General features: G+C 40.6%; 21 protein-coding genes. 11 read left to right on the forward strand and 10 right to left on the reverse strand.

The window, feature by feature from the left end; translation table 11 throughout:
- Position 1 precedes the first annotated feature (1 nt).
- The 5 genes from GS399_RS17000 to GS399_RS17020 form a co-directional block, all read right to left on the reverse strand.
- On the reverse strand, positions 2-982 hold the full coding sequence (locus tag GS399_RS17000) for a relaxase/mobilization nuclease domain-containing protein (protein WP_160845853.1): 981 nt from the start codon (positions 980-982) through the stop codon (positions 2-4).
- Entirely contained in the window at positions 972-1,439 is a 468-nt protein-coding gene (locus tag GS399_RS17005) for a plasmid mobilization protein (RefSeq protein WP_160845854.1), read from the reverse strand. The genes GS399_RS17000 and GS399_RS17005 overlap by 11 nt, the downstream gene beginning before the upstream one ends.
- A 65-nt stretch (positions 1,440-1,504) precedes the next feature.
- A complete protein-coding gene (locus GS399_RS17010) occupies positions 1,505-2,389 on the reverse strand; it encodes a DUF8464 domain-containing protein (RefSeq protein WP_160845855.1) in 885 nt (294 codons plus the stop codon).
- 24 nt (positions 2,390-2,413) lie between these two features.
- Positions 2,414-2,698 (reverse strand): helix-turn-helix domain-containing protein, encoded by a 285-nt coding sequence (locus GS399_RS17015; protein WP_160845856.1) that lies wholly within the window; start codon positions 2,696-2,698, stop codon positions 2,414-2,416.
- A gap of 70 nt (positions 2,699-2,768) precedes the next feature.
- On the reverse strand, positions 2,769-3,896 hold the full coding sequence (locus tag GS399_RS17020; RefSeq protein WP_160845857.1) for a hypothetical protein: 1,128 nt from the start codon (positions 3,894-3,896) through the stop codon (positions 2,769-2,771).
- Positions 3,897-4,205: 309 nt separating this feature from the next.
- Here GS399_RS17020 and GS399_RS17025 point away from each other — a divergent pair, with 309 nt between their 5' ends.
- The 7 genes from GS399_RS17025 (at position 4,206) to GS399_RS17050 (ending at position 12,668) form a co-directional block, all read left to right on the forward strand.
- A complete protein-coding gene (locus GS399_RS17025; protein ID WP_160845858.1) occupies positions 4,206-5,000 on the forward strand; it encodes a type IV toxin-antitoxin system AbiEi family antitoxin in 795 nt (264 codons plus the stop codon).
- Positions 4,993-5,562, forward strand: coding sequence for a nucleotidyl transferase AbiEii/AbiGii toxin family protein (locus tag GS399_RS20710; RefSeq protein ID WP_202409492.1), 570 nt, complete (start codon positions 4,993-4,995; stop codon positions 5,560-5,562). The genes GS399_RS17025 and GS399_RS20710 overlap by 8 nt, the downstream gene beginning before the upstream one ends.
- Positions 5,563-5,645: 83 nt before the next feature.
- Complete coding sequence (locus GS399_RS20715; protein WP_202409493.1) at positions 5,646-5,921, forward strand: hypothetical protein; 276 nt, start codon at positions 5,646-5,648, stop codon at positions 5,919-5,921.
- A 549-nt stretch (positions 5,922-6,470) separates the two neighbouring features.
- On the forward strand, positions 6,471-7,043 hold the full coding sequence (locus GS399_RS17035) for a hypothetical protein (RefSeq protein ID WP_160845859.1): 573 nt from the start codon (positions 6,471-6,473) through the stop codon (positions 7,041-7,043).
- Between the two features lie 6 nt (positions 7,044-7,049).
- Positions 7,050-8,381, forward strand: a complete 1,332-nt coding sequence (locus GS399_RS17040) for a hypothetical protein (RefSeq protein WP_160845860.1) — start codon at positions 7,050-7,052, stop codon at positions 8,379-8,381.
- A 6-nt stretch (positions 8,382-8,387) separates the two neighbouring features.
- Complete coding sequence (locus GS399_RS17045; protein WP_160845861.1) at positions 8,388-10,106, forward strand: ATP-binding protein; 1,719 nt, start codon at positions 8,388-8,390, stop codon at positions 10,104-10,106.
- A gap of 24 nt (positions 10,107-10,130) precedes the next feature.
- The gene (locus GS399_RS17050) at positions 10,131-12,668 is read left to right on the forward strand and encodes a WD40 repeat domain-containing protein (RefSeq protein WP_160845862.1); all 2,538 of its coding nucleotides are present in this window, start codon (positions 10,131-10,133) and stop codon (positions 12,666-12,668) included.
- Positions 12,669-13,109: 441 nt separating this feature from the next.
- On the opposite strand, the gene GS399_RS17055 is transcribed toward GS399_RS17050, so the two are convergent.
- Together GS399_RS17055 and GS399_RS17060 are read right to left on the reverse strand one after the other, a co-directional pair.
- Positions 13,110-14,348 carry a site-specific integrase gene (locus GS399_RS17055; RefSeq protein WP_160845863.1) on the reverse strand — a complete coding sequence of 413 codons (1,239 nt, stop codon included), beginning with the start codon at positions 14,346-14,348 and terminating at the stop codon, positions 13,110-13,112.
- 240 nt (positions 14,349-14,588) lie between these two features.
- A complete protein-coding gene (locus tag GS399_RS17060) occupies positions 14,589-15,683 on the reverse strand; it encodes a LacI family DNA-binding transcriptional regulator (protein ID WP_160845864.1) in 1,095 nt (364 codons plus the stop codon).
- Between the two features lie 244 nt (positions 15,684-15,927).
- Here GS399_RS17060 and GS399_RS17065 point away from each other — a divergent pair, with 244 nt between their 5' ends.
- From GS399_RS17065 to uxuA, 3 genes are read left to right on the forward strand one after another with little or no spacing between them, the layout of a single operon-like run.
- Positions 15,928-16,470 carry a NanQ anomerase/TabA/YiaL family protein gene (locus tag GS399_RS17065; protein ID WP_160845865.1) on the forward strand — a complete coding sequence of 181 codons (543 nt, stop codon included), beginning with the start codon at positions 15,928-15,930 and terminating at the stop codon, positions 16,468-16,470.
- Complete coding sequence (locus GS399_RS17070; protein WP_160845866.1) at positions 16,470-17,678, forward strand: glycoside hydrolase family 88 protein; 1,209 nt, start codon at positions 16,470-16,472, stop codon at positions 17,676-17,678. The genes GS399_RS17065 and GS399_RS17070 overlap by 1 nt, the downstream gene beginning before the upstream one ends.
- 49 nt (positions 17,679-17,727) lie before the next feature.
- Entirely contained in the window at positions 17,728-18,915 is a 1,188-nt protein-coding gene (gene uxuA / locus GS399_RS17075) for a mannonate dehydratase (protein ID WP_160845867.1), read from the forward strand.
- 2 nt (positions 18,916-18,917) lie between these two features.
- On the opposite strand, the gene GS399_RS17080 is transcribed toward uxuA, so the two are convergent.
- Positions 18,918-19,280: a hypothetical protein gene (locus tag GS399_RS17080; RefSeq protein WP_160845868.1), complete on the reverse strand. Its 363-nt coding sequence runs from the start codon at positions 19,278-19,280 to the stop codon at positions 18,918-18,920.
- An 88-nt stretch (positions 19,281-19,368) separates the two neighbouring features.
- Positions 19,369-20,682 carry a hypothetical protein gene (locus tag GS399_RS17085; protein ID WP_160845869.1) on the reverse strand — a complete coding sequence of 438 codons (1,314 nt, stop codon included), beginning with the start codon at positions 20,680-20,682 and terminating at the stop codon, positions 19,369-19,371.
- Between the two features lie 303 nt (positions 20,683-20,985).
- Between GS399_RS17085 and GS399_RS17090 the strand changes: the two genes are divergently transcribed.
- Positions 20,986-21,345, forward strand: a complete 360-nt coding sequence (locus GS399_RS17090; RefSeq protein ID WP_160845870.1) for a single-stranded DNA-binding protein — start codon at positions 20,986-20,988, stop codon at positions 21,343-21,345.
- A 54-nt stretch (positions 21,346-21,399) separates the two neighbouring features.
- Here GS399_RS17090 and GS399_RS17095 read toward each other — a convergent pair whose 3' ends face one another.
- The gene (locus GS399_RS17095; protein ID WP_160845871.1) at positions 21,400-22,104 is read right to left on the reverse strand and encodes an SDR family NAD(P)-dependent oxidoreductase; all 705 of its coding nucleotides are present in this window, start codon (positions 22,102-22,104) and stop codon (positions 21,400-21,402) included.
- Positions 22,105-22,147 lie beyond the last annotated feature (43 nt).

Consider the following 22,147-nt stretch of genomic DNA (forward strand, 5'->3'; position numbering starts at 1 on the left):
TCTATCTGCTTATGCTTTGTGAATGAGACTGCTCTTCTTGGTGTTTCTTTCGTTTCCTACGAGCGATAACTGCATCACCTACTGGATCGGGCGATCCCGCTGCAAATTGCGGCTCCAGCAATATTTCCAATATGCCTTTACCGCCGTCAGGACTGTGCTGGTAATCAGTCTGAACGCTCTGCCGGATGACTTCTCTTAATTGGCTGGCTAGTGTCGGCTGGTTTGCTTCCCTTGCTGCATGGTACTGCTGAACCTGCTGATTCCGGTTTAATCTCGCATCTATGTTGGCAAAGCTTAAACTCCGGTCAATAGCAGATCCTTTCATTTTGAAATCACTTCTTTCAAAAGAAATGCCCTGTACTTCGCTGGTACCGCTACGAAATTTATAAGCAATGGTAATTCCCTTCCTGGCAAGTCCGGCTTCCAGCTCTTTCCAATTGGCGGCTGTTTTCATTCCCGCTTTGATGGCATCATGCAATTCATACCTGATTTTGTCTTTTCCTTTCAGTGCCTGGCGGTTCACCAGATCTTTACCCTGGCTCAAATGATAGCCATACTGCAGGGTAATCTCCTTACAAGCTTTGACATTCCTGACAAAGTTACTTTTGTCGCTAATAGTCTTTCCATTATTGTCAACCCGATTGTAGATCAAGTGGAGGTGCGGATGAGCGCGGTCGCTGTGACGAACCACTATGTACTGGGTGTTATGAATGCCCACCTTTTCCATGTACTCTTTTGCTCGTTCCACCATGATCTCATCGCTTAATTTGAGCAAATCTTCTTTGCTCCAGCTTAATACCAGGTGCCCAACCGCCTTGCCAAGTTCCGGCCTCATCCTCCGTTGAAGATTAAAATCCTGGATAATAGCTCCGGCGTTTTGCATACGTACGCCCTTGACGGACAAAATCTTTGCCTCCGGTTTATTGACCACGTATCGGACACAGCCCCCAAAGCTCCTACCGGTAATCGGCTTACCCATCATAATCGCTGAGCTTAGTTAATAGTTCTTCTACCTGTTTAAGAATGGAGCGGCATTTCAAAGCAAGCGTAAATAGACCTGCAACATGTGCCTGGTGCGTTAATTGGTTAAGATTATTAGCCAACCCAGCCAACATCCTGAACCAACCGCTTTCCTCGCTGGTGAAACGCGGGAAAACCCTGGCACTTTTAGCAGCTCTGCGGAACCACTCACTTGGTTTCAGTCCTGCATTTTTTGCACGGCTCTCGATCAACAATCTTTCTGTCGGCGTTAAACGCACCATCAAAATAGTACTCCGGCTAATCTTTTTCTTCGGTCTGCCAGGCGTCCGTCTTTTCCGTAAATTGTTATTTTCATTGGCAGTCATGCATTCATCCTTTTGATTCTTAAAATTGACCAACGGGAGCGAGTTCCGGATCGCTCGTAAGGGAGTATCCGGGTTTTTGTATAGCAAAAACATTAACTTGCTCCTCACAAGCGCAAAAAAATCGTGCGTTTAGCGTTTGCGAAGAAAACATGCCTTTATCATAGTCCTAAGCGTCGGCTTTGACTGGTCAAAGTAGCTTTCAAGTACTCATTGATATCGTTAAACTCCTTATAGAATTCTCCTTTGCTTATTCCATTTATTCCTGATTCCTTTAGCTTGGCAGCAGCATTTACTCCTGCCTGATCATTATTTAAATACAGGAATACATTCTGATGATTCTTTAACAGATCTACGCTTCGTTGAAGCAAACTCACAGAATTCAGGACCAGGAAATTTGCTTGGGGTTGCCTGTGTTCCTTAAGTTCTAACAGAGACAGGAAATCGACAAAACCCTCAAAAAGGCAAACGGATTGCGAATCGTTATCCAGGAAAGTTACATCCTTTGGTGAAGAGGAGCCTTTGAACCAGCGATTGCGCAGTTCATAACCGCCCGAACGATTGAGAAAGCCGATGGCATAATAATTTTTATTAGCCATGCTAAAACCTATCTGCTTACAATATCTATTTGCTGTTTGCAAGCTAATTTCTCTTTCACAAAGGTAGCCGGTCAAAGCAAGGCTATGGATTGGACCAACCTCCTTGATAATAATCTTCGACTCTGCAGGTTTATTTTGACCTATATCCGTGTGGGGCCGGTAAAAAGAAAGGCCGGCGTTTCCAGAAGTTAATTTTTGCAACAGTTCCGAAACCGAACAATTGTGCAGGCGTATTCCCAGATCTATTATCGATCCGCCTTCACCGGTACCATGATCATACCAGGCATTTAACTTCGTGCTTACTTTGAAGGAGGGGTGCTTTTCGTCCCGCAAGGGCGACAGATACCAAAGGTCAGTACCTTTTGAGTAGACCGGGTTAATACCCATTTGGCTCAGGTATTCATTTATTGGGATCTGCTTTGCTTCATTGCAATTCAAGATTTTCATTGGATCGGGTGAGTTTGAATAGGTTTATTTATCAACAGCCTGGTGACCACTACTTATCCAATCCAATAATTTTTTACGTGAGAAAAGGAGCTTACCTTCTACTTTACAAAACGGGATCTTTCTTCTTTTCACCAGCCCGTATAAGGAAGTGATCTCATACTTTATCAAGACTGCAGCTTCTTTGGTATCCAGTAACGTATCGCCTTCATCCGCTGCTGAAGTTTTGCCTTTTATAGCTTCTTTAATAGAAGACTCAATCAGCTCCTGGAGCTCTTGTGTCGATAGTGTGGTAACAAACGTTGCGTTCATAAATAAAAAAATTGATGAACACAAAAGAGTATGAAAATAACTCAACGTTAGTGAACGAAGTTCAACGTCGTTAGGGTCTGAGTATATAGGTGGGGACTTTCCTTAAGACCTCATAGGCTTTTTTGGCATACGTTCCGCTACTTTTACGTACAAAGTCAATAGCGGAATCTTTCTTCTTGGTAATATTGCTTTGAATATCGCCAACAGATTCGATGGTGTCAAAAGGCGAGAAATTTGATTTGAGCAATTCGCAGTATCTTGCCAGCTGTACTTTCAAATATATCCTGTTCAGTTTATAGGTGGCATGCATCAGCAAGCATAAGAGATTCTGATAACCTGGTGCCATTTCATAATAATATGATTCATTGCCAGACCAAATTTGCGCCCGACCCTCCGATTTGAAAAGCCCGCCCAGCAGATCTTTGATCTCATCTTCACTACCAAAAATCTGTGGAACTTGCATTAACTGACAAAGCTCTTGATCCAGCAAAGCGCACCAAAGATCGAATATCTCGGGTGCTGGGTATCTTAAAGGAATACGTACCGGGGAATCAATAGGTTCTGTTTCCGATGGTACGGATTCCGGCTCGTACTCGCGTTCTACAGGTACTTTAGATTTCGATTCCGGCTCAGAAATGTTAAAGACCGGCGGCACCTGTTCTTTTTCATTTAGGTCTTTGAGGTTGCTGTATTCCTGGAAACCTTTGACCAGTGATCCCTGGATGTAGCCCAATGCATATAACACTTCAGGAATGGCAAAGCCTTCAAAGTACAGGTTAGTGTGGCAATAAATAATAAAATCCCGGAGGGCCTGTCTTTTTTGCTTCAGATCCAGTGACAAAAAAGTCTGACCGATCTCTTTGTAAAAGTGTGTCAAGCCCTCAGAATAACCATCGTAAAACAACCCTGCCAATTCTTTTGTATAAGTTTCTTCGATTGGCTTAATGTTATTAACCAGTATTTTGCAATCCCTTGACCGTGCGTTCTTAAAGAGCTTCAACAGATTGGATTCACTCACGTAAAACGAACGCCCCTCATTCAGTTCGATCTCCTCAAAAGGAAAGCTGCGATTGAAGTTGAATTCAAAATCGTCAGGCTCAAACAACCCGTGAGTTGATTCCAGAAAAGGGTATTTGCCGTGGTTATCCGTATTAATACCAGTGGTTGGGTGAAATGATTTTAGGTCTAAGAAATACATAGGCAGCTTAAAAACAAACGTGACAGATGAAAATTGGCTATAGTTATTTTAAGCTAAATATATTATTTAGTCAGCTATAATTAAGTAAGGGACATGTTCAATTTCTTTTTCAAAAATGAATATGTGTATTTGGTTTAAACAACTAAGTACGCTGGACTCTGTTATGCTTATTAAAGATAATGGTAATTTATTGTAAATGCTTATTATCGGCGATCATCGCCGTCAACTCTTGCTTTTAGTAAATATCTTATTTACCTTAGTATATAATATACGGCGATAGTCGCCGTATATTATATCAATAGATAAACTATGCCGCTAGATGTAAACAGAAGGAAAGAACTGCTCCGACTAGTTCCTGAAGGAAGCCTGGTTTCGCGTTCCTGGTTGCAAAATCAGCAGTTCAGTGTAAATGCTATCGACAACCTTGTGAAAAGCCGGCAATTAGAAACCATTAAAGGTGGGATTTATAAAAGAGATGGATCTGAAATCCAATGGCCAGCTGTTGTTTATTTTTTACAACACCAAAAGGCAAGCGATCTTACCATAGGTGGCCTGACTGCATTGGAATTACAGAAGCTTGGCCATTATATCCCTTTAAATGAGCAGCTGGCAATCCATTTGTACGGGTCAGACAGCCTGCCCCAATGGGCGAAACTCATTGTGCCGGATGTCCGCTTCAAGAAACATAGTGTCACCGATCTTTTAGGTTATCAGCCAGATGACTTTATACGAAAGCAGCTGGCCAAATTTACTAAAACATTAAACTGGAACGGCGCTCACGAAGGACTGGTCATGTCGACACCAGAACGTGCCATCTTGGAGGTACTGAACGGAGTGCCCAACAAGATTGGATTTGAACATGCGTATGAACTGATGCAGGGACTGACCAGTTTATCGCCTCGTGCTTTACAGCAACTATTGGAATTATGCCATAACTTCAAGGTAAGAAGACTGTTCTTTTGGTTCGCCGAAAGGTTAAACTACAGTTGGCTGAACCGGATAGATCGTTCCAAAATTGATTTGGGCAGCGGCAACCGGGTTATCGTCAAAGGCGGTAAACTGGATAAAAAATATTTGATCACCGTGCCGGAAAATTATGAGTAAGAAAGAAGAATACGAGCAGCAGGTACGCCTACTTGTCAGCATACTACCTATCATTGACAAGGAAAAAATTTTTGCACTCAAAGGCGGTACGGCTATCAATCTGTTTTACCGGCCATTTCCACGGCTATCAGTTGATATTGACCTGCTCTACCTGCCCATGGACGATCGGGAAACCGCTTGGCAGAATATCAAAGAAGCCTTCGTGCGTATAGCAGGTGGCATCAAAAAAGTCATGCCTGCTGCCAAGATCCAAAATACAACGCTCCAACAAGAAGACTCACTTCGGATCATTGTGAGCCTGGGTGACGTGCGTATTAAAATTGAGTTGTCACCGGTGATCAGAGGAACGGTTTTCGCACCGCAGCGGATGTCGGTACGAGAAGAAGTTGAAAAAGACTTTGGTTATACTGAGATACTGGTCGCCTCGCATGCTGATCTTTACGCAGGTAAGATTTGTGCGGCTCTGGACCGTCAACATCCAAGAGACCTGTTTGATGTGAAACAGTTATATGAAAACGAAGGACTGACAGACGACTTGCGTAAAACAGTAATCGTGTTTTGATTAGCCATTTCCGGCCGATATCCGAATTATTGAACCCTAATCGTAAGGACATCGCTCAGATATATGAAACAGAATTTCGACAGATGACAACTGTTGAGGTTACATTGGAAGAACTGCTCCAGGTACGCGAAAGGCTGATAGCCGACCTTAACCAGAGTATGACCGATGATGAACGCAATTTTCTGTTATCGTTTAAAAATAAAAAGCCAGAATGGTCGCTGCTGGGTGTCGCTGATCCTGATGCAGTTGCCGCTTTACCGTCAGTTCGGTGGCGCATGATCAACCTAGAAAAAATGTCGGCTGCCAAACACCAGCAAGCGTATGCAAGATTAGCAGCTATATTATTCCCCAGGCAATAAAGTATCTTAAACTCGCAATATTTTTCATCATAAATGACCAGCATCCCTTGACGAAGCTGCGACACCTTGAATAGATTTTGTCGCGATACTCGGTATCACGACAAGTTTTAAATTTTTTGTCGCAATACTTTGATGAAATCGCAACTTACTTAGGTCATAAACTTTAATTGCCATTTCCAATGTGTCTACGGTGCTTCAAATTTTTAAACTTATTTGAATATTAAAAAGCGGCTGGCTTCAATCTTCTGCAAAACGTTTAATAGCTTTTCGTTGAAATAATTGTTTCTGCATATCCTAATCGGTCTAGATCTCGAAGCCTGTTTATCACGGATCGAATAATCGAATAGATGTTGGCTTTTAATTTCCTGGTTAGTCATTTCAAGAACAATACCTTTTATGTCATGGTAGCTAATTTGTATATTTATTTATTATTTTGATTAGCAGAATTATGACCTTTTTACCTTATCAATAAAAAGATTTAAAGATTTCCTTTATTATGCTTGGGTTGTTTATATCACGAATTTATTTTTTATCCATTAACTACAAGCGATGCGAAAAATAAAGATCTTCCTGGCCTCATCTAATGAGCTAAAACCAGAACGTGACCAATTTGAAATTGAAATTTATCGTAAAACAAAAGGCTGGTTTGATAAAGACATATTTCTTTATCTTGACATTTGGGAAGACATGACCGCCCGAATGTCGATAGCCGGTTCCCAAAGTGAATATGATAAATTTGTAAAAGAGGCCGACCTTTTCGTATTTCTTGCTTATTCCAAAGTTGGTAGCTACACTGAAGAGGAGTTTGAAAATGCGATCGGACAGTTCAGCTCAACAAAAAAGCCGTTTATCTATACTTATTTCAAGATTCCACCACCAGATAATGCAGATCCCAGCCTTGGGGAATTCAAAAAGAAGCTGAATCAATTGAAACATTTTTATGCCAACTTCGCTGACTTTAATGATCTCTGGAACCAATTCAACAAAGAGCTGGAAAGATTAGAAGCAGACGGCTTCACCGAAAACAAAAGGCCTGATTATAACGCCGGAACTAAAACGATCAATCAAACCGCTGAAAAGATCTACAATATTGATAAGATCGATAAAGCAAATTTTTCGTGATAAATTATGGCAGGTCCAAGCAATGTCGCCGCTAATAATCTGATTATCCAAGGTGTAACAGATGATAAGATCACGCTGCTTGTCGACGGCAAGGCACAGGAGATAGATAAAAGGCTGGATGTGCTGCAGACATTAATGGAGCAGATGGCCACAAAATCTGTTCAATCTGCCAATAAGATTTATAATATCGGCTCCATTACCAACGCCAATTTCGGCTTTGTAATGGGGCAGGCAGGACATGATAAATCATTGCCTTCAGAATTGGCGCAGAATCTTGTAGGGGAAGGTAATGGGTGGATAAAAAGCCTGCAACAGGAACTGGTGAAACAAGGTATAGCAGTTGGCAACCAGCCATGGAATATTTTTCAAAATTACGGTTGGCTGGTAGAAACTTTTTTATCAAAACTTTGCACAGCGCCCGGTCAGGAGAAAACATTGCGCCGCCTTTCGTTTATGGCGGAAGCATACCAAGCCTCCCTTCGGTATCTATGTTATGTCCAAATCGCGCAGATACTGCAAATGGGAAACAAACCCAAGATGCCCATCATGTCAGAGTTCATCCAAATGGAAGGAAACCAATACCTCAGCTTCCATTATATGAGCCTGTTACTAATCGCCACAGATGCACTGGCACAGAATGGGTATATGAAGGAGATACCGAAATTTACCAACGAATTGAAAGATACTGGTTCAGCATTGTACGGAACTGCGCTTTTCTTGAATAACAAACGCCAGGATTTGAGAGACAATAAAATTCCGGAGGATGAGGCCCTCCCAAGGCTGCTTGATGAATACCTAACAGCCTTGGTGTACTGGTTACGAAAAGTTTCTTTTATTGCAAAATATAGGCTGGTTTCCATTAAAGACATCAACCTCAATTACAGTTTAGGAACCGCAGTAAATTTTGTTCACCTGTTCGGAGAATTGCATGGGATTTATAGTGCCGGAGACGCTATAGATGAGGATTATAATAAAAAGTCGCTTGAAGGTTCCTACACTTTCAACAAAAGCATTTTATTGTTCAAAGGAACTGATGTATCCTCAGCGATGGACAACATCCAAGACCAACGCTCCTTTCTTTCACTTTCACCTTTCGTAATAGATCAAAGTGTTTTTGCAGCCAAGGCAACACAAACACCGGAGATAGGTTATTACACAGGTTATGAAAAATCTAAACGACAGTATAATTATTCACAATATAAAAATGAACTGTCTTTTGGTGAGTCAGGAGATATCAGCTCCAATAAATCACTAACTGTATCAGAGCAAAACAACCATCAGCCGCCACTGGATAATTTGTTTGAACAACTGGAAGATTTGCTGAACCCTTTCAAATAAAACAACATGAACCAGGTAAATTCACCATTTAAATTCCTGGATTCTTATCAGCAGGCCGACGCGGATGTCTTCTTTGGTCGTGAAAAAGAAACTATTGATTTGTATGGAGCGTTGAGTGGTGTGAAGCACCTGCTCGTTTACGGCCCTTCTGGTTCAGGAAAAACAAGTCTGGTTGAGTGCGGACTTCGCAACCAGTTTTCGGATGCGGATTGGTATGCACTTAGTATCCGAAGGAGTGCCGATATTAATGCTTCTGTTTTTGCCAGTATCAACAAAGCATTGAAAGATCAAATAGCATTGGATCCCATTACCAGAATGCCGGTGGATCCTGAAATGGAATTTGGACATGCCGTCGAAAAATTATTCACTGAACGTTATCAGCCGGTTTACCTGCTGTTTGATCAGTTTGAGGAATTGTTGATATCAGGACTATCAAATGAAAAGAGTAAATTCTTTATCTCACTCAACAAGTTGATTCGTAATAAACTTCCCTGTCGAATCCTCCTTATTATGCGGGAAGAGTTCATCGGGCATCTGTCAGAATTTGAAGCGCTTTGTCCCAGTATTTTCCAGTACCGGTTTAGAGTGGAGAAAATGGGACGAAAAAATGTTGAAGAGGTTATTTATCAAATACTAGAAGCCCCAAAATACCGGGCTTATTTTAATGTTAAAGACAGCAGGAAACTAGCCGAAAGTATTTTATCAAAATTGCCTGATAAAAAGATGGAAATAGAACTGGCGCACGTCCAGGTGTTTTTGGGAGAATTGTGGGGGCGAGCCTTAAATGAAAAAAAGAACGACGATAGATTGCCGCTGTTGAGTGTGGATCTGGTGCATAATGGTGACGATCTTGAGACTATCCTGGAAAGCTTTTTGAGAAAACAAATGGGCGATCTCAACGAAAGTTTTGGTGAAAACGTACCGCTGGAATTACTCGCTGCAATGATCACAGACAAGTTTACCAAACTTCAATTAAGTGAAGCAGCCATAGCGGCGGACCTGGCGCATAAAAAAGTAATCGCTATAAAACCTGTCGCTGACCTGCTGAAAGACCTCGAATATCATCGTATCATACGCACCCTGAAAATAGGTGATGAGGCCCAATACGAAATAAGTCATGATCTACTGGCGCTGGTAGTGGGACAGAACCTTACCGAAGAAATGAAGATGCGTGAGAAGGCCGACGATATTTACAAAGTGTATGGCGAACGGCAGGGCTTATTTACGCAGGATGACATTGATTACCTACGGCCCTTTGAACAAAATCTTTCTTTCCCACCCGACTTACAGAAAAGGATAGACGAAAGTATTGATATGATAAAAAAGAAAAGGGATAAAGAAAGAAAGAGACAACGTGCAATTATTAGTATTGTTTCAGTCGCAGCAGTTGTAGCAGTGGTCTTTGCTTTATTTGGTTTATTTATGTGGCAAAAGGCTCAAGTGGAGGCTGAAAGGGCAATACTGGAGGCTGCAAAGGCGAAATTGCAAACCCAAAAGCTACATAAAGCTTTAGACTCGGTTTCGGTAGCAAACATGAAATTTGAAGAAGCAGACAAAAATCGTAAAGCAATACAAATAAATAGCTTGCTGCAAAAAGCAAAAAGCTATGAATCACTAGATGAAAAAAAACTGGCAATAACTACTCTGGAAGAAGCGCTGAAGATAGATTCAAAAAATGTCGACGTAAACACATATTTACAAAAATTAAAAAGCAAATACCAATAAAAAGGTAATAAAGAACGGGTGGGTATGAAATACTTAATTTTTGCATTTCTTTTTTTCATTTTGACAGGAAATGTCAATGCGCAATGTGATGTTGTTAACTTTAAAAAGTTGATTAAAGCAGGTGACAAATTTGCCGTCGAAAATAACTACGAATTAGCTGTTAAAAGCTATTCTGCAGCGATGATCGCCTGTGCCGATAACGCGAAGTTCACGCAAGAAAAAATTGTACAGATTTTTCGAAAAATTGATAAATTAAGGGAGGATGCAATTTTAGAAAAGCAAAAAGCGCAGAGCCTTACATTTACTGCAATAGCTAATGAACAATTGGACAAAAATCCAACATTCGCTTTACGGCTTGCAGAACTGGCCTGGAAAGCATCTTCTGGCAGCGCTGATAAATTTTTAGCCCAAACTTTAATCTTTAACGGACGTTATCTACAGGCTAAAAAAATGAGGGCGTTTTACCTAAATAGTCTTCCTCACGATAGCCCTGTTAATAGTGCAGTTTTCTCGCCTAGTGGAAAAGAAATTGTCACGACTTCAGATGGCAAAAGTGCCATAATCTGGAATGATTCCGGTAAATTAAAGGCTTATCTTAATGGACATAACAACGGTATTAATAGCGGTGTTTTCTCATCCGACGGAAAAAAAATTGTCACGGCTTCAAAGGACAGCACTGCCAAAATTTGGGATGCTAGTACCGCTAAACTAATTGTCAACTTAATCGGGCATAAAGATTATGTTAATAGTGCCGTTTTTTCGCCAAACGGAAAACTAGTTGTCACGGCATCTGCGGATAAAACTGCGAAGATCTGGGATTCGGCTTCCGGCAAGCTGTTGGCCGACCTTAAAGGTCATACTGAATCTGTTCATAGCGCTGTTTTCTCGCCTAATGGAAAACAAATTGTAACGGCTTCATGGGACAGAACAGCCAAAATCTGGGATGCTGGTTCAGGTAAACTAATGGCTGACCTGAAAGGACACACTAGCAATGTTAGTAATGCCGTTTTCTCGCCCGATGGGAAAGAGATTGTAACAGTTTCATTTGACAAGACTATAAAAATTTGGGATGCTGCCTCGGGTAAAATTATAGTTAGTCTTATAGGTCACGCCAGCTACATTAACAGTGTCGATTTCTCGCCCGATGGTAAAAAAATTGTGACGGCTTCATATGACAAAATTGCCAAAATCTGGGATGTTGCTTCAGGTAAACTGGTGGCTGATCTTATTGGACATACTGACGTTGTTATTAGCGCTGTTTTCTCGCCCAATGGGAAAGAGATAGTGACGACTTCTTCTGACAAAACTGCCAAAATCTGGGATTCTGCTTCGGGTAAACTAATGACAGAACTTATAGGGCATACTGACGCCGTTTTTAGCGCCGTTTTTTCGGCTGATGGAAAAATAGTCACGACTTCTGGGGACAACACAGCGAAAATATGGGATATTAATTCCGGTAAACTGATTACTGATATTACTGGACATAGTCGCAAAGTTAACAGTGCAGTTTTCTCACCTAGTGGAAAAGAAATTGTCACGGCCTCAAACGATAAAAGTGCCAAAATCTGGAACGTTACTTCGGGTGAACTAATAGCTGATCTTATTGGACATACTGACATTGTTAGTAGCGCTGTTTTCTCGCCCGATGGAAAAGAGATTGTAACTGCTTCATTGGACAAAACTGCTAAGATCTGGAATGTTGCTTCTGGCAGACTTCTGACTAACCTAAAAGGACATAAGCGCGGAGTTATTAGTGCTGTTTTCTCGCCCGATGGTAAAAAAATTGTTACAGCTTCAAATGACAATTCTGCCAAAATCTGGGACGTTGCTTCAGGTAAACTGATGGCTGACCTAACGGGAATTGGCGATGTTCATAGTGCTATTTTCTCACCGGACGGAAAGAAAATTGTGACGGCTTCATTGGATAACTCAGCCAAAATTTGGGATGCGTCTTCCGGTAAATTAATGGCTGACCTAAAGGGACATACTGGCTCTGTTTTGACCGCTTTTTTTTCACCAGATGGAAAAAAAATCGTCACAGCTTCAAATGACAAGACTGCCAAAATCTGGGACGTCGCTTCCGGCAAACTGGTGGCTAACTTTACGGGACATACCGATGCTGTTCGTAGCGCTGCTTTCTCGCCCGATGGAAAAGAGATAGTAACGGCTTCATCTGACAAAACTGCTAAAATCTGGGAAGTTGCTTCAAGTAAACTGAGGGCTGACCTAACCGGACATACTGGCTCTGTCTGGAGTGCGGCTTTTTCACCTAATGGAAAAAAAATTATCACGGCTTCAATTGACAACACTGCTAAGATATGGGACGCCGCTACCGGGAAAATGATGGCTAACCTTACAGGACATACGGATGCTGTTAACAGCGCTATTTTTTCGTCCGATGGAAAAAAAATTGTTACAGCTTCAGATGACAATTCTGCCAAAATTTGGCTTACATCCGATGGAATTCTAGACTGGTTAAAAACAGCACCAATTTATAAACTAACGCAACAGAATCTAAAAGACTTAGGAATTGATTTTATTGATCTTAAAAAGATACGATGATGCTAAATTGAATTATTGCCGAAACATGGAAATAACACAAAAAGAAAATGACAGTTAAATTAAAGGTTAGTACGAAGTAATTAATTTGCGAATTTTCTTTTATCGCATTAATAATTAATGCCAAATCGCAATGTGATCCTGCTGCTTATAGGAATTGAAAGGAAGGTGATGATTCGCCGTTAAGAAGAATTACGAGTTGGCTGTTAAGCGTTGTCCTTTAGCCGTAATTGCATGCCTTAATAATACGCCTATTGCCCGAAACATTGTACCGATTTATAAATATCTCGCGAGATCCGTGTAATTTTTAATCTTTCATAGTATTGCGATAAGTGCGAAAATTATTGTCGCTATACTCCGTATAGTGCCAAGCTTAAATTTTTCTGTTGCAATATTTCAGTGAAATATTTTAATTGAGGATAATAAACATTATCTGAATATTACTCAAATGGCAGCGTTTATCATTTCGTCAACAACAGGATCGCCAATATCATCTAAATAAATTTGTGTCGTTTTCAAACTATCATGTCCCAATGACTGCCCGATAATTTCTTTGGATACTCCGCTCACCCGCAAGATGGTCGCATAAGAGTGCCTGGCCACATAAGTAGTTACTGTTTTTTCGATACCTACTGATGAAGCTAGCGCTCTAATATTATCATTGACCATTTTCAATACTTTCTGCTTTCTGTATCGTATTGCCTTCGCGGTATTATGCCGTTTGTAAAGGATAGGAAAGATATAGCCAGCGTCACTATTGCCATCTAGTTTGCTGTAATGGTTCAGGATCTCAACAGCTGCCGGGTGCATTTTGAATCGAAAATCCTCTTTTGTTTTTGCGCGTGTATAATGTAACTCACCATCAATGATGTTTTCCCATTTTAAGCTGGCCAAATCTGTAAAATTAAGACCCTGGCAGTAGAACATAAACAAAAAATAATTCCGCGAATTGATTTTAGCATCATCTTTTTTATCAATCTGCACCTCTGTAATTTGTGTAATCTGCGCCTTGGTTATAGCCCTTTTCTTCGTCCTGGGATTGTTGTATTTAGAAAAAGCGAAGTTCTTAAAAGGATAATGGTTTTCCGGACAGACTTTATCAGTCATGGCACCTTTCCAAACTGTTCGAAAGGTTCGAAAGAAAACACTCCTGGTTGTAACCGCATTTCCGCGCTTGATTAGATACGCTTCATATTTCTTTAAAAAATCGAGGCCAATATTGACAAATGGATAATCTTTCTTGTCGGTGAACCTTTGTAGACTTTGCAATGTAGCCCGATAGGTTGCGGCGTACCCCAAACGGTCTGCCTCCTTGAGTCGTTCGATTTCCCGCTCGAAATAGGAGTACAGGGAAAAGCATTTTATCTCCTTATTAGTATTGGTGAGTTTCAGCACTATTTTTTTGATATCGTCAAAATTGACCACCGTATCGTTTTCCCCGGCGTTGAGCAGGTATAGATCCACTTTTGAAGAAATGTTACGAAGCAGAGGATTAATAGTGTGATGCTCCGGATGGCTCTTAGATACCTGTTGTGCTTTTTCATTCCATTGTTCTGGGATAGCCGACTTTTTAACGCTAATAAACTGGCTTTGCCGGTTGATAGTAATGCGAAGCATGATCGGACATTCGCCGTTGCTTAGTTGTTTAGTTTTTCTTAAAATTATCTTGTTTGAAACTGACATAGTGCAAGTGCTAATGCAAGTGGCCGACGTAGGTACAACATAGGTACAACAAATCCTTGTCTAACTAAAATTAACGAAACTTAATAAAAGCTATTCAATCAGTTGTATATAAGCAAGTTATGAATATTTTTACAAACCTCAAAATGCAAAAATAGTCGATTTTCAAGCATGGCATGCAAAAGGTCATCGGTTCGACTCCGATATTCTCCACTAACAAAAGCTTCATTTTTTGAAGCTTTTTTACTTTAAATCTTTTTTTCGTCCGTCCGGTTTTATGCTGTTAGCATCATCGACAAGTCGCGAATTTGAACTGGCTGTCGATTGTCTCTTATATAATTTCGTAGGTAAAATTCGCGTTTCAAATTCTTCAACAGGCCGCTTGGCTTGAATCAGGCTTAACAGCATTTCAACGGCATTTTTGCCGATATCAAAGCCTGGCTGGTAAACCGAACTCAGCGGAGGAAATAACACGTCGGCCAGATTGGTGTTTGTAAAACCGAGTAAAGCGATATCTTCAGGAATTTTTATATGTAATTTGTGCAATAAAGCAAGTGTAGTAGTAGTAATTCTGTCGGACGCCGTTAAAATCGCATCGGGCCAGATATCCAAGGAAAGCAGTTCGTTCAAAGCCTTTTCAATTTCCTCCGTAGTTTTACCACCGTGAGGACAATACTTAATATAATCGTCGTTAATTGTTATGCCTGAATCTGTAAGCGCCTTTTTATATCCTTCCAACCGTTCGGAAGTTATAGAGACGTTAGCCGAGCTGGTGATGGTCGCTATATTTTTGAATCCCGACTGTAACAGATGATCAGTTGCGTCATAGGCGCCTTTATAATTATCAGCAATAACTTTGTGTGTATCAATCTCACTGCTCACCCTGTCAAAAAAAACGATCGGTAATCCCTGGGAATGCAGACGTTTCAAATGATCAATGTTTTTAGTCTCTGTTGACAAGGATATAAGTAAGCCGTCAATCGACCGGTATGTCAAATGCTCAACGTTTTGAACCTCCAAATCAAACGATTCATGGGTTTGTGTGATAATCACATTGTACCCATTGTTATGCGCAACCGACTCTATGCCATCAATTACTTGCGAAAAAAAATGATTATCTATTGTTGAAACAACTATTCCGATTGATTTACTGCGTCCTTGCTTTAAGCTTTGTGCTATTGGATTAGGTCGGTAGTTATGTTCACGGGCATAATTCGTGACAAGTTCCTTTGTCTTTCCACTAATTTCGTAGCTATCTCTTAACGCTTTTGAAACGGTCGACACCGATAATTTCAGTTCCTTCGCAATGTCTCTTATCGTGATCGCTTCAAAATTCATATAAATTAAATGTTGGACAAATTAACAAAAGCGTTTGTATTTCGTCTGTTAAGCCGCTCGGATTGATCGTACAACTAAAACGTTTGCGTAAATAAAGCCGTTTCCTTTTTTAATATGATTCTAATTGCTCGTAATATTGAGCAACCGATTAAAGTAACTCATTCAAATGAAAGGCAGATCACTACATTTTCAGCTTTATATGCTGTTATTATTACTACCATCTTTAATAACCTCGGCTCAAACTATGCGCAATAAAACTCCGGTCAGCGACGCAAAAAAATGGGTAAAAAGCCGTAAATGGAGCAATGGTTGTAAGTTAAACCCACACCAATCAGTAAACGCTTCCGAGTTCTATTATCAATATCACGCCAATAAAGCGGTGTGGGACAAGGTTTTTACTTTTATTAAAGACCACAATCTTGATAGCCTTCCGGCTGGTAAATATCCTGTTGACAGCACAAACACTTATGCAAGTATCACAGAAGGCCCGTCGAAAGAGCCCTCACAAGCTAAATGGGAGTCGCACAAAAAGTATATCGATTTGCAATATGTAATTAAAGGCAAAGAAAGTATCGGAGTTCTTGACGTCGATAAAGCGTCTGTCGAAAAGCCGTATGACGAGACCAAGGATGTTGCAAATTACAGCTCTGATGGCGGAACGTATTACGAAGCGTCCGCGGCTGCATTCTTTTTATTTTTCCCGCAAAATGCGCACCGGCCAAGCATCAAGGTAGATGGCTTTGATGTTGTTAAAAAACTTGTTATCAAGATAAAAGTGGCAGAATAATGAAACTGAAAAAAATCCTCATCCTGTCGTTTTGCAGTACGTTCGCGTTAAAATGTTTTTCGCAGGCAGATGTCAAAAAAGCCTTTTCATTCTCTGAAAAACAAACCGAGCTTATGTTTCAGGAAGTCGCAAAAAGCAAAACATCGGCTTCAAAACCTGGCCTGGTTTCGCCAAGATCATTAAATTCTGAGGGGGAATTGATACTCGTATCTCCAAACGACTGGTGCAGTGGTTTTTTTCCCGGCGAGTTATGGTTTCTGTACGAGTACAGCAAAGATCGGAAATGGCTTGATCAGGCGAAAAAATTCACCACCAACATTGAAGGCGAAAAAACGAATGGTGGCACTCACGATATGGGGTTTAAAATTTATTGCAGCGTTGGAAATGGTTATCGTCTTACAAGGGACGAGCATTACAAAGAGGTCATTATCGAGTCTGCGAAGACATTATCCACCCGTTTTAATCCGGCTGTTGGCTGCATTAAGTCGTGGGACCGACGCAAAGAATGGCAGTTTCCTGTAATTATAGATAACATGATGAACCTCGAACTGCTGTTCGCCGCGACTAATCTTACTGGCGATTCGAGTTTCTACAAGATTGCGGTAACCCATGCGAACACAACCCTTAAAAATCATTTCCGCGCAGATAACAGCTCTTATCACGTAATCGACTACGATCCGGAAACCGGAAAAGTACTTCACAAACAAACACACCAGGGATTTTCAGATGAGTCGTCGTGGGCGCGGGGCCAGGCCTGGGGGCTTTATGGTTATACGATGTGTTACCGCGAAACCGGCGATAAAAAATACCTTGAAGAGGCGGAAAAAATTGCGGCCTATATCTTAAAGAATCCAGCATTACCCGCGGATATGGTTCCTTTTTGGGATTATAACGTCGCTAATAAGCCCGGCGAACTCCGTGATGCTTCCGCTGCTGCGATTACAGCCTCAGCATTATTTGAACTTGGCACTTACAGTAAAAACGGCAAGTCATACAAACATGCAGCTGACAAAATTCTCACAAGCCTGGAAAATCATTACCAGGCGGCGCCGGGCGGCAGCAAAGGCTTTTTATTATTACATAGTACAGGTCATAAGCCTGCAAAAAGCGAAATTGACGTACCGATCAGTTACGCTGATTATTACTACCTTGAGGCTTTGTTGCGCAAGAATCGCCTGAAAAACGGGCAACCTGTTACATTAAAATAATTGCACTTTTTTCACTAGAGCAATTACTTTTGCCATAAGCTAAAAATTAATGAGTTTAGAACAAACATGGAGATGGTACGGACCGAATGATCCGGTGACCCTTTCCGATATAAAACAAGCAGGTGCTACGGGAATCGTAACTGCACTACACCATGTAGCAAATGGCGAAGTATGGACGGTTGAAGAAATTTTAAAAAGAAAAACACTGATTGAGCATGCCGGATTGAAATGGTCGGTAGTTGAAAGCGTGCCTGTTCATGAAGATATCAAAACGAAAAGCGGAAATTATCAGCAGCATATTGAAAATTATCAGCAAACTTTACGAAACCTTGGTTCATGTAACATAGACATTGTTTGTTATAATTTTATGCCGGTGCTCGATTGGACGAGAACCGACCTTGACTATCCAATGCCTGATGGATCAACTGCCTTGAAGTTTGACGTAGTTGCCTTTGCAGCGTTTGAATTATACCTATTAAAACGACCCGGCGCTGAAGATGGTTATACCGACCTGATAAAACAAAAGGCTCGCAAATACCTTGACGACCTTTCGTCTGAGGAGCAAACCAAACTTGTAAAAAACATTATAGCAGGCTTACCCGGTGCGGAAGAAGGCTATACATTGGATGAGTTTTTACAAGTGCTGGCTACTTACAACAACATCGGCCCGGCCGAGTTAAAAGCAAACCTCTTTTACTTTTTACAACAGGTTATTCCGGTTGCCGAGCAGGCTGGAATATTGATGTGTATTCACCCTGACGATCCTCCATATCATATTCTTGGTTTACCACGGGTAGTCAGTACAGAACAAGACATTCTGGACATTTACAATGCAGTGGAAAGCCGCCATAACGGATTAACATTTTGTACAGGATCATTCGGAGTTAGACCAGACAACAACTTACCCGAAATGGTTAAACGCCTGGGCGAGCGTATACATTTCATCCATCTACGGAGCACCTTACGGGATGAAGAAGGCAATTTCCACGAAGCGGACCATCTTGCCGGCGATGTGGACATGTATGCTGTTATGAAAGCGATTATTGAAGAACAACAAAAACGCAAATTATCGGGCAGGGAAGACGTGCGCATGCCGTTCCGCCCGGATCATGGCCATAAAATGCTGGACGATCTCCATAAGAAAACCAATCCTGGCTATTCTGCAATTGGAAGGTTACGCGGCCTGGCGGAACTACGCGGACTGGAGCTGGGAATACGCCGATCATTTAATTTATAATCTCAAACAATCGTATTCTCTTCCTTTTTAACTAGTAAAACGGCATTATTTTCAAGAAGCAGGTAGCCATATTCATAACAGAAAAAGTACCTGCTTCCTTTTTGGGTTTCGTAAATGCTGGTAAAATAATTGAAATCGAAGCCCATGTTGATCATTTTCTCTTTTCCCGCTTTACTTTTCCCTTCAGGGTTAAGCTGCTCCATAATTGAGCGATTCTTCTTCAAAATCTGGTTAACAACTTTAATCAATCTGTGATCTTCCTGTTTTAAACGATTGTTATAACTTGTCCGGCATTGATCATCGCAGAACTTTTTATCCGAACGTCCCTTTACAGGCATTGAGCAGTCAAGACAGAGCTTTTCCATTAAACAAAATTTAGGTTCTATTAAGATAGGAAATTTTCGGAAAAGCAAATATGATGCTGGGTCAATAATAGCTGTTATGGCAAATGAATTAAGCGATAAATTTCTTAAAATAGTCGATCAGGTACTTCCCTCCTTCTGTTAACAGCTGGCTTATGAATGGCGATGCTATGCCAATGATCGCTATCCATAGTGCAGGATTAGTGTTACTCTTTTTATCATTAATGTCGCTGATCTCTTTTTTTAAATCCTTAAAATGCACTGCATAATTTTTCAATGTCTCTTTGTTTACGGCAGGGTCGGTTTCGGCTAACAAGCTGCTTCTTAAATCGAGTGTACTTTGGTAAGTCGACTTCAAAAAATCATAGTAAACAAAACGCTTGTCGAACGGGCGTGCATGTTTGTAAAAGTTATAGATGAGTGTCTCATTTTCATTCAGATTGCCGGCAACAGCCGGATCGTCGAATCGTAATCCCATTTCCACTACCTTATCATCATTTACCAGTTCACTGTACTTCGCATTCAAAAATTGCCCGCTTTCATCAATTCGTGCTATTACATTATTAAGAGTCGCTAAATCCAGGGCGTCAATTAAATGATCGAGTATGGAAGTCTTATTTTCGAAGTGTTCCTTTTTAAGCTGCCTGGACTTCTGGATACCTATAAAATAAGGTAAAATAAAAAAGAAGACAAAGAACGCGAGCAAGACCGTAAAAATTAATGGATCGAAATTGATCCTCAGACTACCGACCGATATTTCATTTGCGGATCCCGTCCATTTTAACGTCCAAAAGAAAAAACTGATGAAAAGGGCGTTGGGTATCAACCCGGACAATTGTGCGGTAAGATATCTTGCGCGGGAATCCTCGTCGATGAAATCAGCGCTCAAAATATTAAGATTTGTAGGGATTAATAAAAGATAACTGCTCAAAATAAGAACGATTGTGCATTGCAGTGAAAACGTTCTGAACTGCTCTATATCAAGCGTATTTCTGAAAAAGTACAATCCAATCACTATCGGATATGCCAGCAGAATTATAATTGAAATACCCTGGGTGAATAAATTGAACAGCGGATTTTTAACACCAAAATTGTATCCGGCCCAACCGCCAACACTTTTATATGGCACCTTCGGGCTTCCTAAAAGGCTCCAGATTATAAACGACAGAAATAAACCAATATTAGAAAATGCGATACTCGCTATGATCATGTAGGAGTTAAAGAATCGTCCGACAGTAAATATTAATGCGAACAAAAACAGATTCGGAATAATGACAAGCAGCTCATTTTGAATAAACCGGTCTTTGTTCGATCCGGATACATACTTCATTAGTAACACGTAAGATATCCCAAGATATAAGACGTAAATAACCAGGAAGGCAATAAAAATGAGAATCCGAATCATTTCAATATTGATTTACAAAACTTGATGAACTTCAAATTAGGATTACAATACAGAAAGATGCTAAGGAATTGGCTGCTTTAATTTACATAATATTTTCATAACGAAACAAAAAGACATTTGATCAACATTTTATAACCGTTGATAATCAACATGTTAACTATCACTATCCGTTTATAAACGTTTAAAAACGGATCTACCTGTTTATTATACGACTAAGCTTCTGCCACCATCTCATCTTTGTTCTGTCGGTAGCCGGAGAATGGCTGCTGGTCGTTAATCACTCAAAACTTAAAATTTTTAAAAATGGAAACTCAAACAAACAACAGCGTACGTTTAACAGGCTTTATCGGAAAAGATCCTGAGGTAAAAGAAATCGGCAAATCACAATTAGTTCGATTCTCGATGGCAACAAATCATTCGTATAAAAATTTAAAAGGCGAATGGATGAAGGATACACATTGGCACAACATTGTTATATGGAATAAAATCGACGCTATTGATCACAAACGCTTATCCAAAGGAACCGAGGTAAGTATAGAGGGGCGTTTAGTAAGCAGAAGTTATACAGATAAGAAAGGTAATAAGCATTATCTGACAGAAATAGTAGTCAATGAAATTTCTGTATTGGAGAAAAACAGGAAGGATACAGCACAGGTTGCTTAATAATCTTTAGAACATCAAATCTGCCGCTTCATAACCACGCGGCAGATTTGATAGTTATGGTGTTGTAACTGCCACAGGCAATATTTTTCCATTGAAAAACTTGCCGCCGGTTTTTGCAAAATCAGCGATGTACTTACCCATTTCAAACGCCATAATAGGTGATTCATAGTCCGGGAAAGCTTGCTCAAGCATTTCTGTTTGTGCAGACCCTAGCGCTAAGCAGTTAACCTTAATATTCTGATCAGACAACTCCATAGCTAAACATTCGGTTAATGTATGTAAAGCAGCCTTACTGGCTGAATAGGCGGCCAAGCCAGGAAATTTGATACTCCCGGTAAACCCGCCCATGCTTCCAATGTTAACTATATGACCGCCGGAATTGATGAGAGGAAGCAATTGTTGAATCATCTTAACATGCCCTAACAAATTGCTTTGCAGCATTTCGGCAAAATCCAAAGCGGATGTGTCGATAAACGGTTTATTGATCAACTGCCCGGCGTTATTGATCAGGACATCCACCTTCCCAAGAAATTGTTTAATAAAAGGGATTAAGCCGTCGTTATAATCATCATGAACAATGTCGAACTTTGCCGGATATAGGCTGCAATCAGGATTAAGACTTCGTGCGATTTCTGAAAGTCGCTGTAATTTATCCTCCGAACGAGCCAAAGCTACTACTTGATTGCTGCTATCTAAAATGAGTTCTAACACTGCTTCAAATCCTACTCCACTACTTGCTCCGGTAATTACAAAATTCATTTTTATATATGTTATGGTTAAAAATTGGTTAACAAATTTGTTC

The sequence above is a fragment of the Hufsiella arboris genome (assembly GCF_009834875.1).
Lineage (GTDB): Bacteria > Bacteroidota > Bacteroidia > Sphingobacteriales > Sphingobacteriaceae > Hufsiella_A > Hufsiella_A arboris.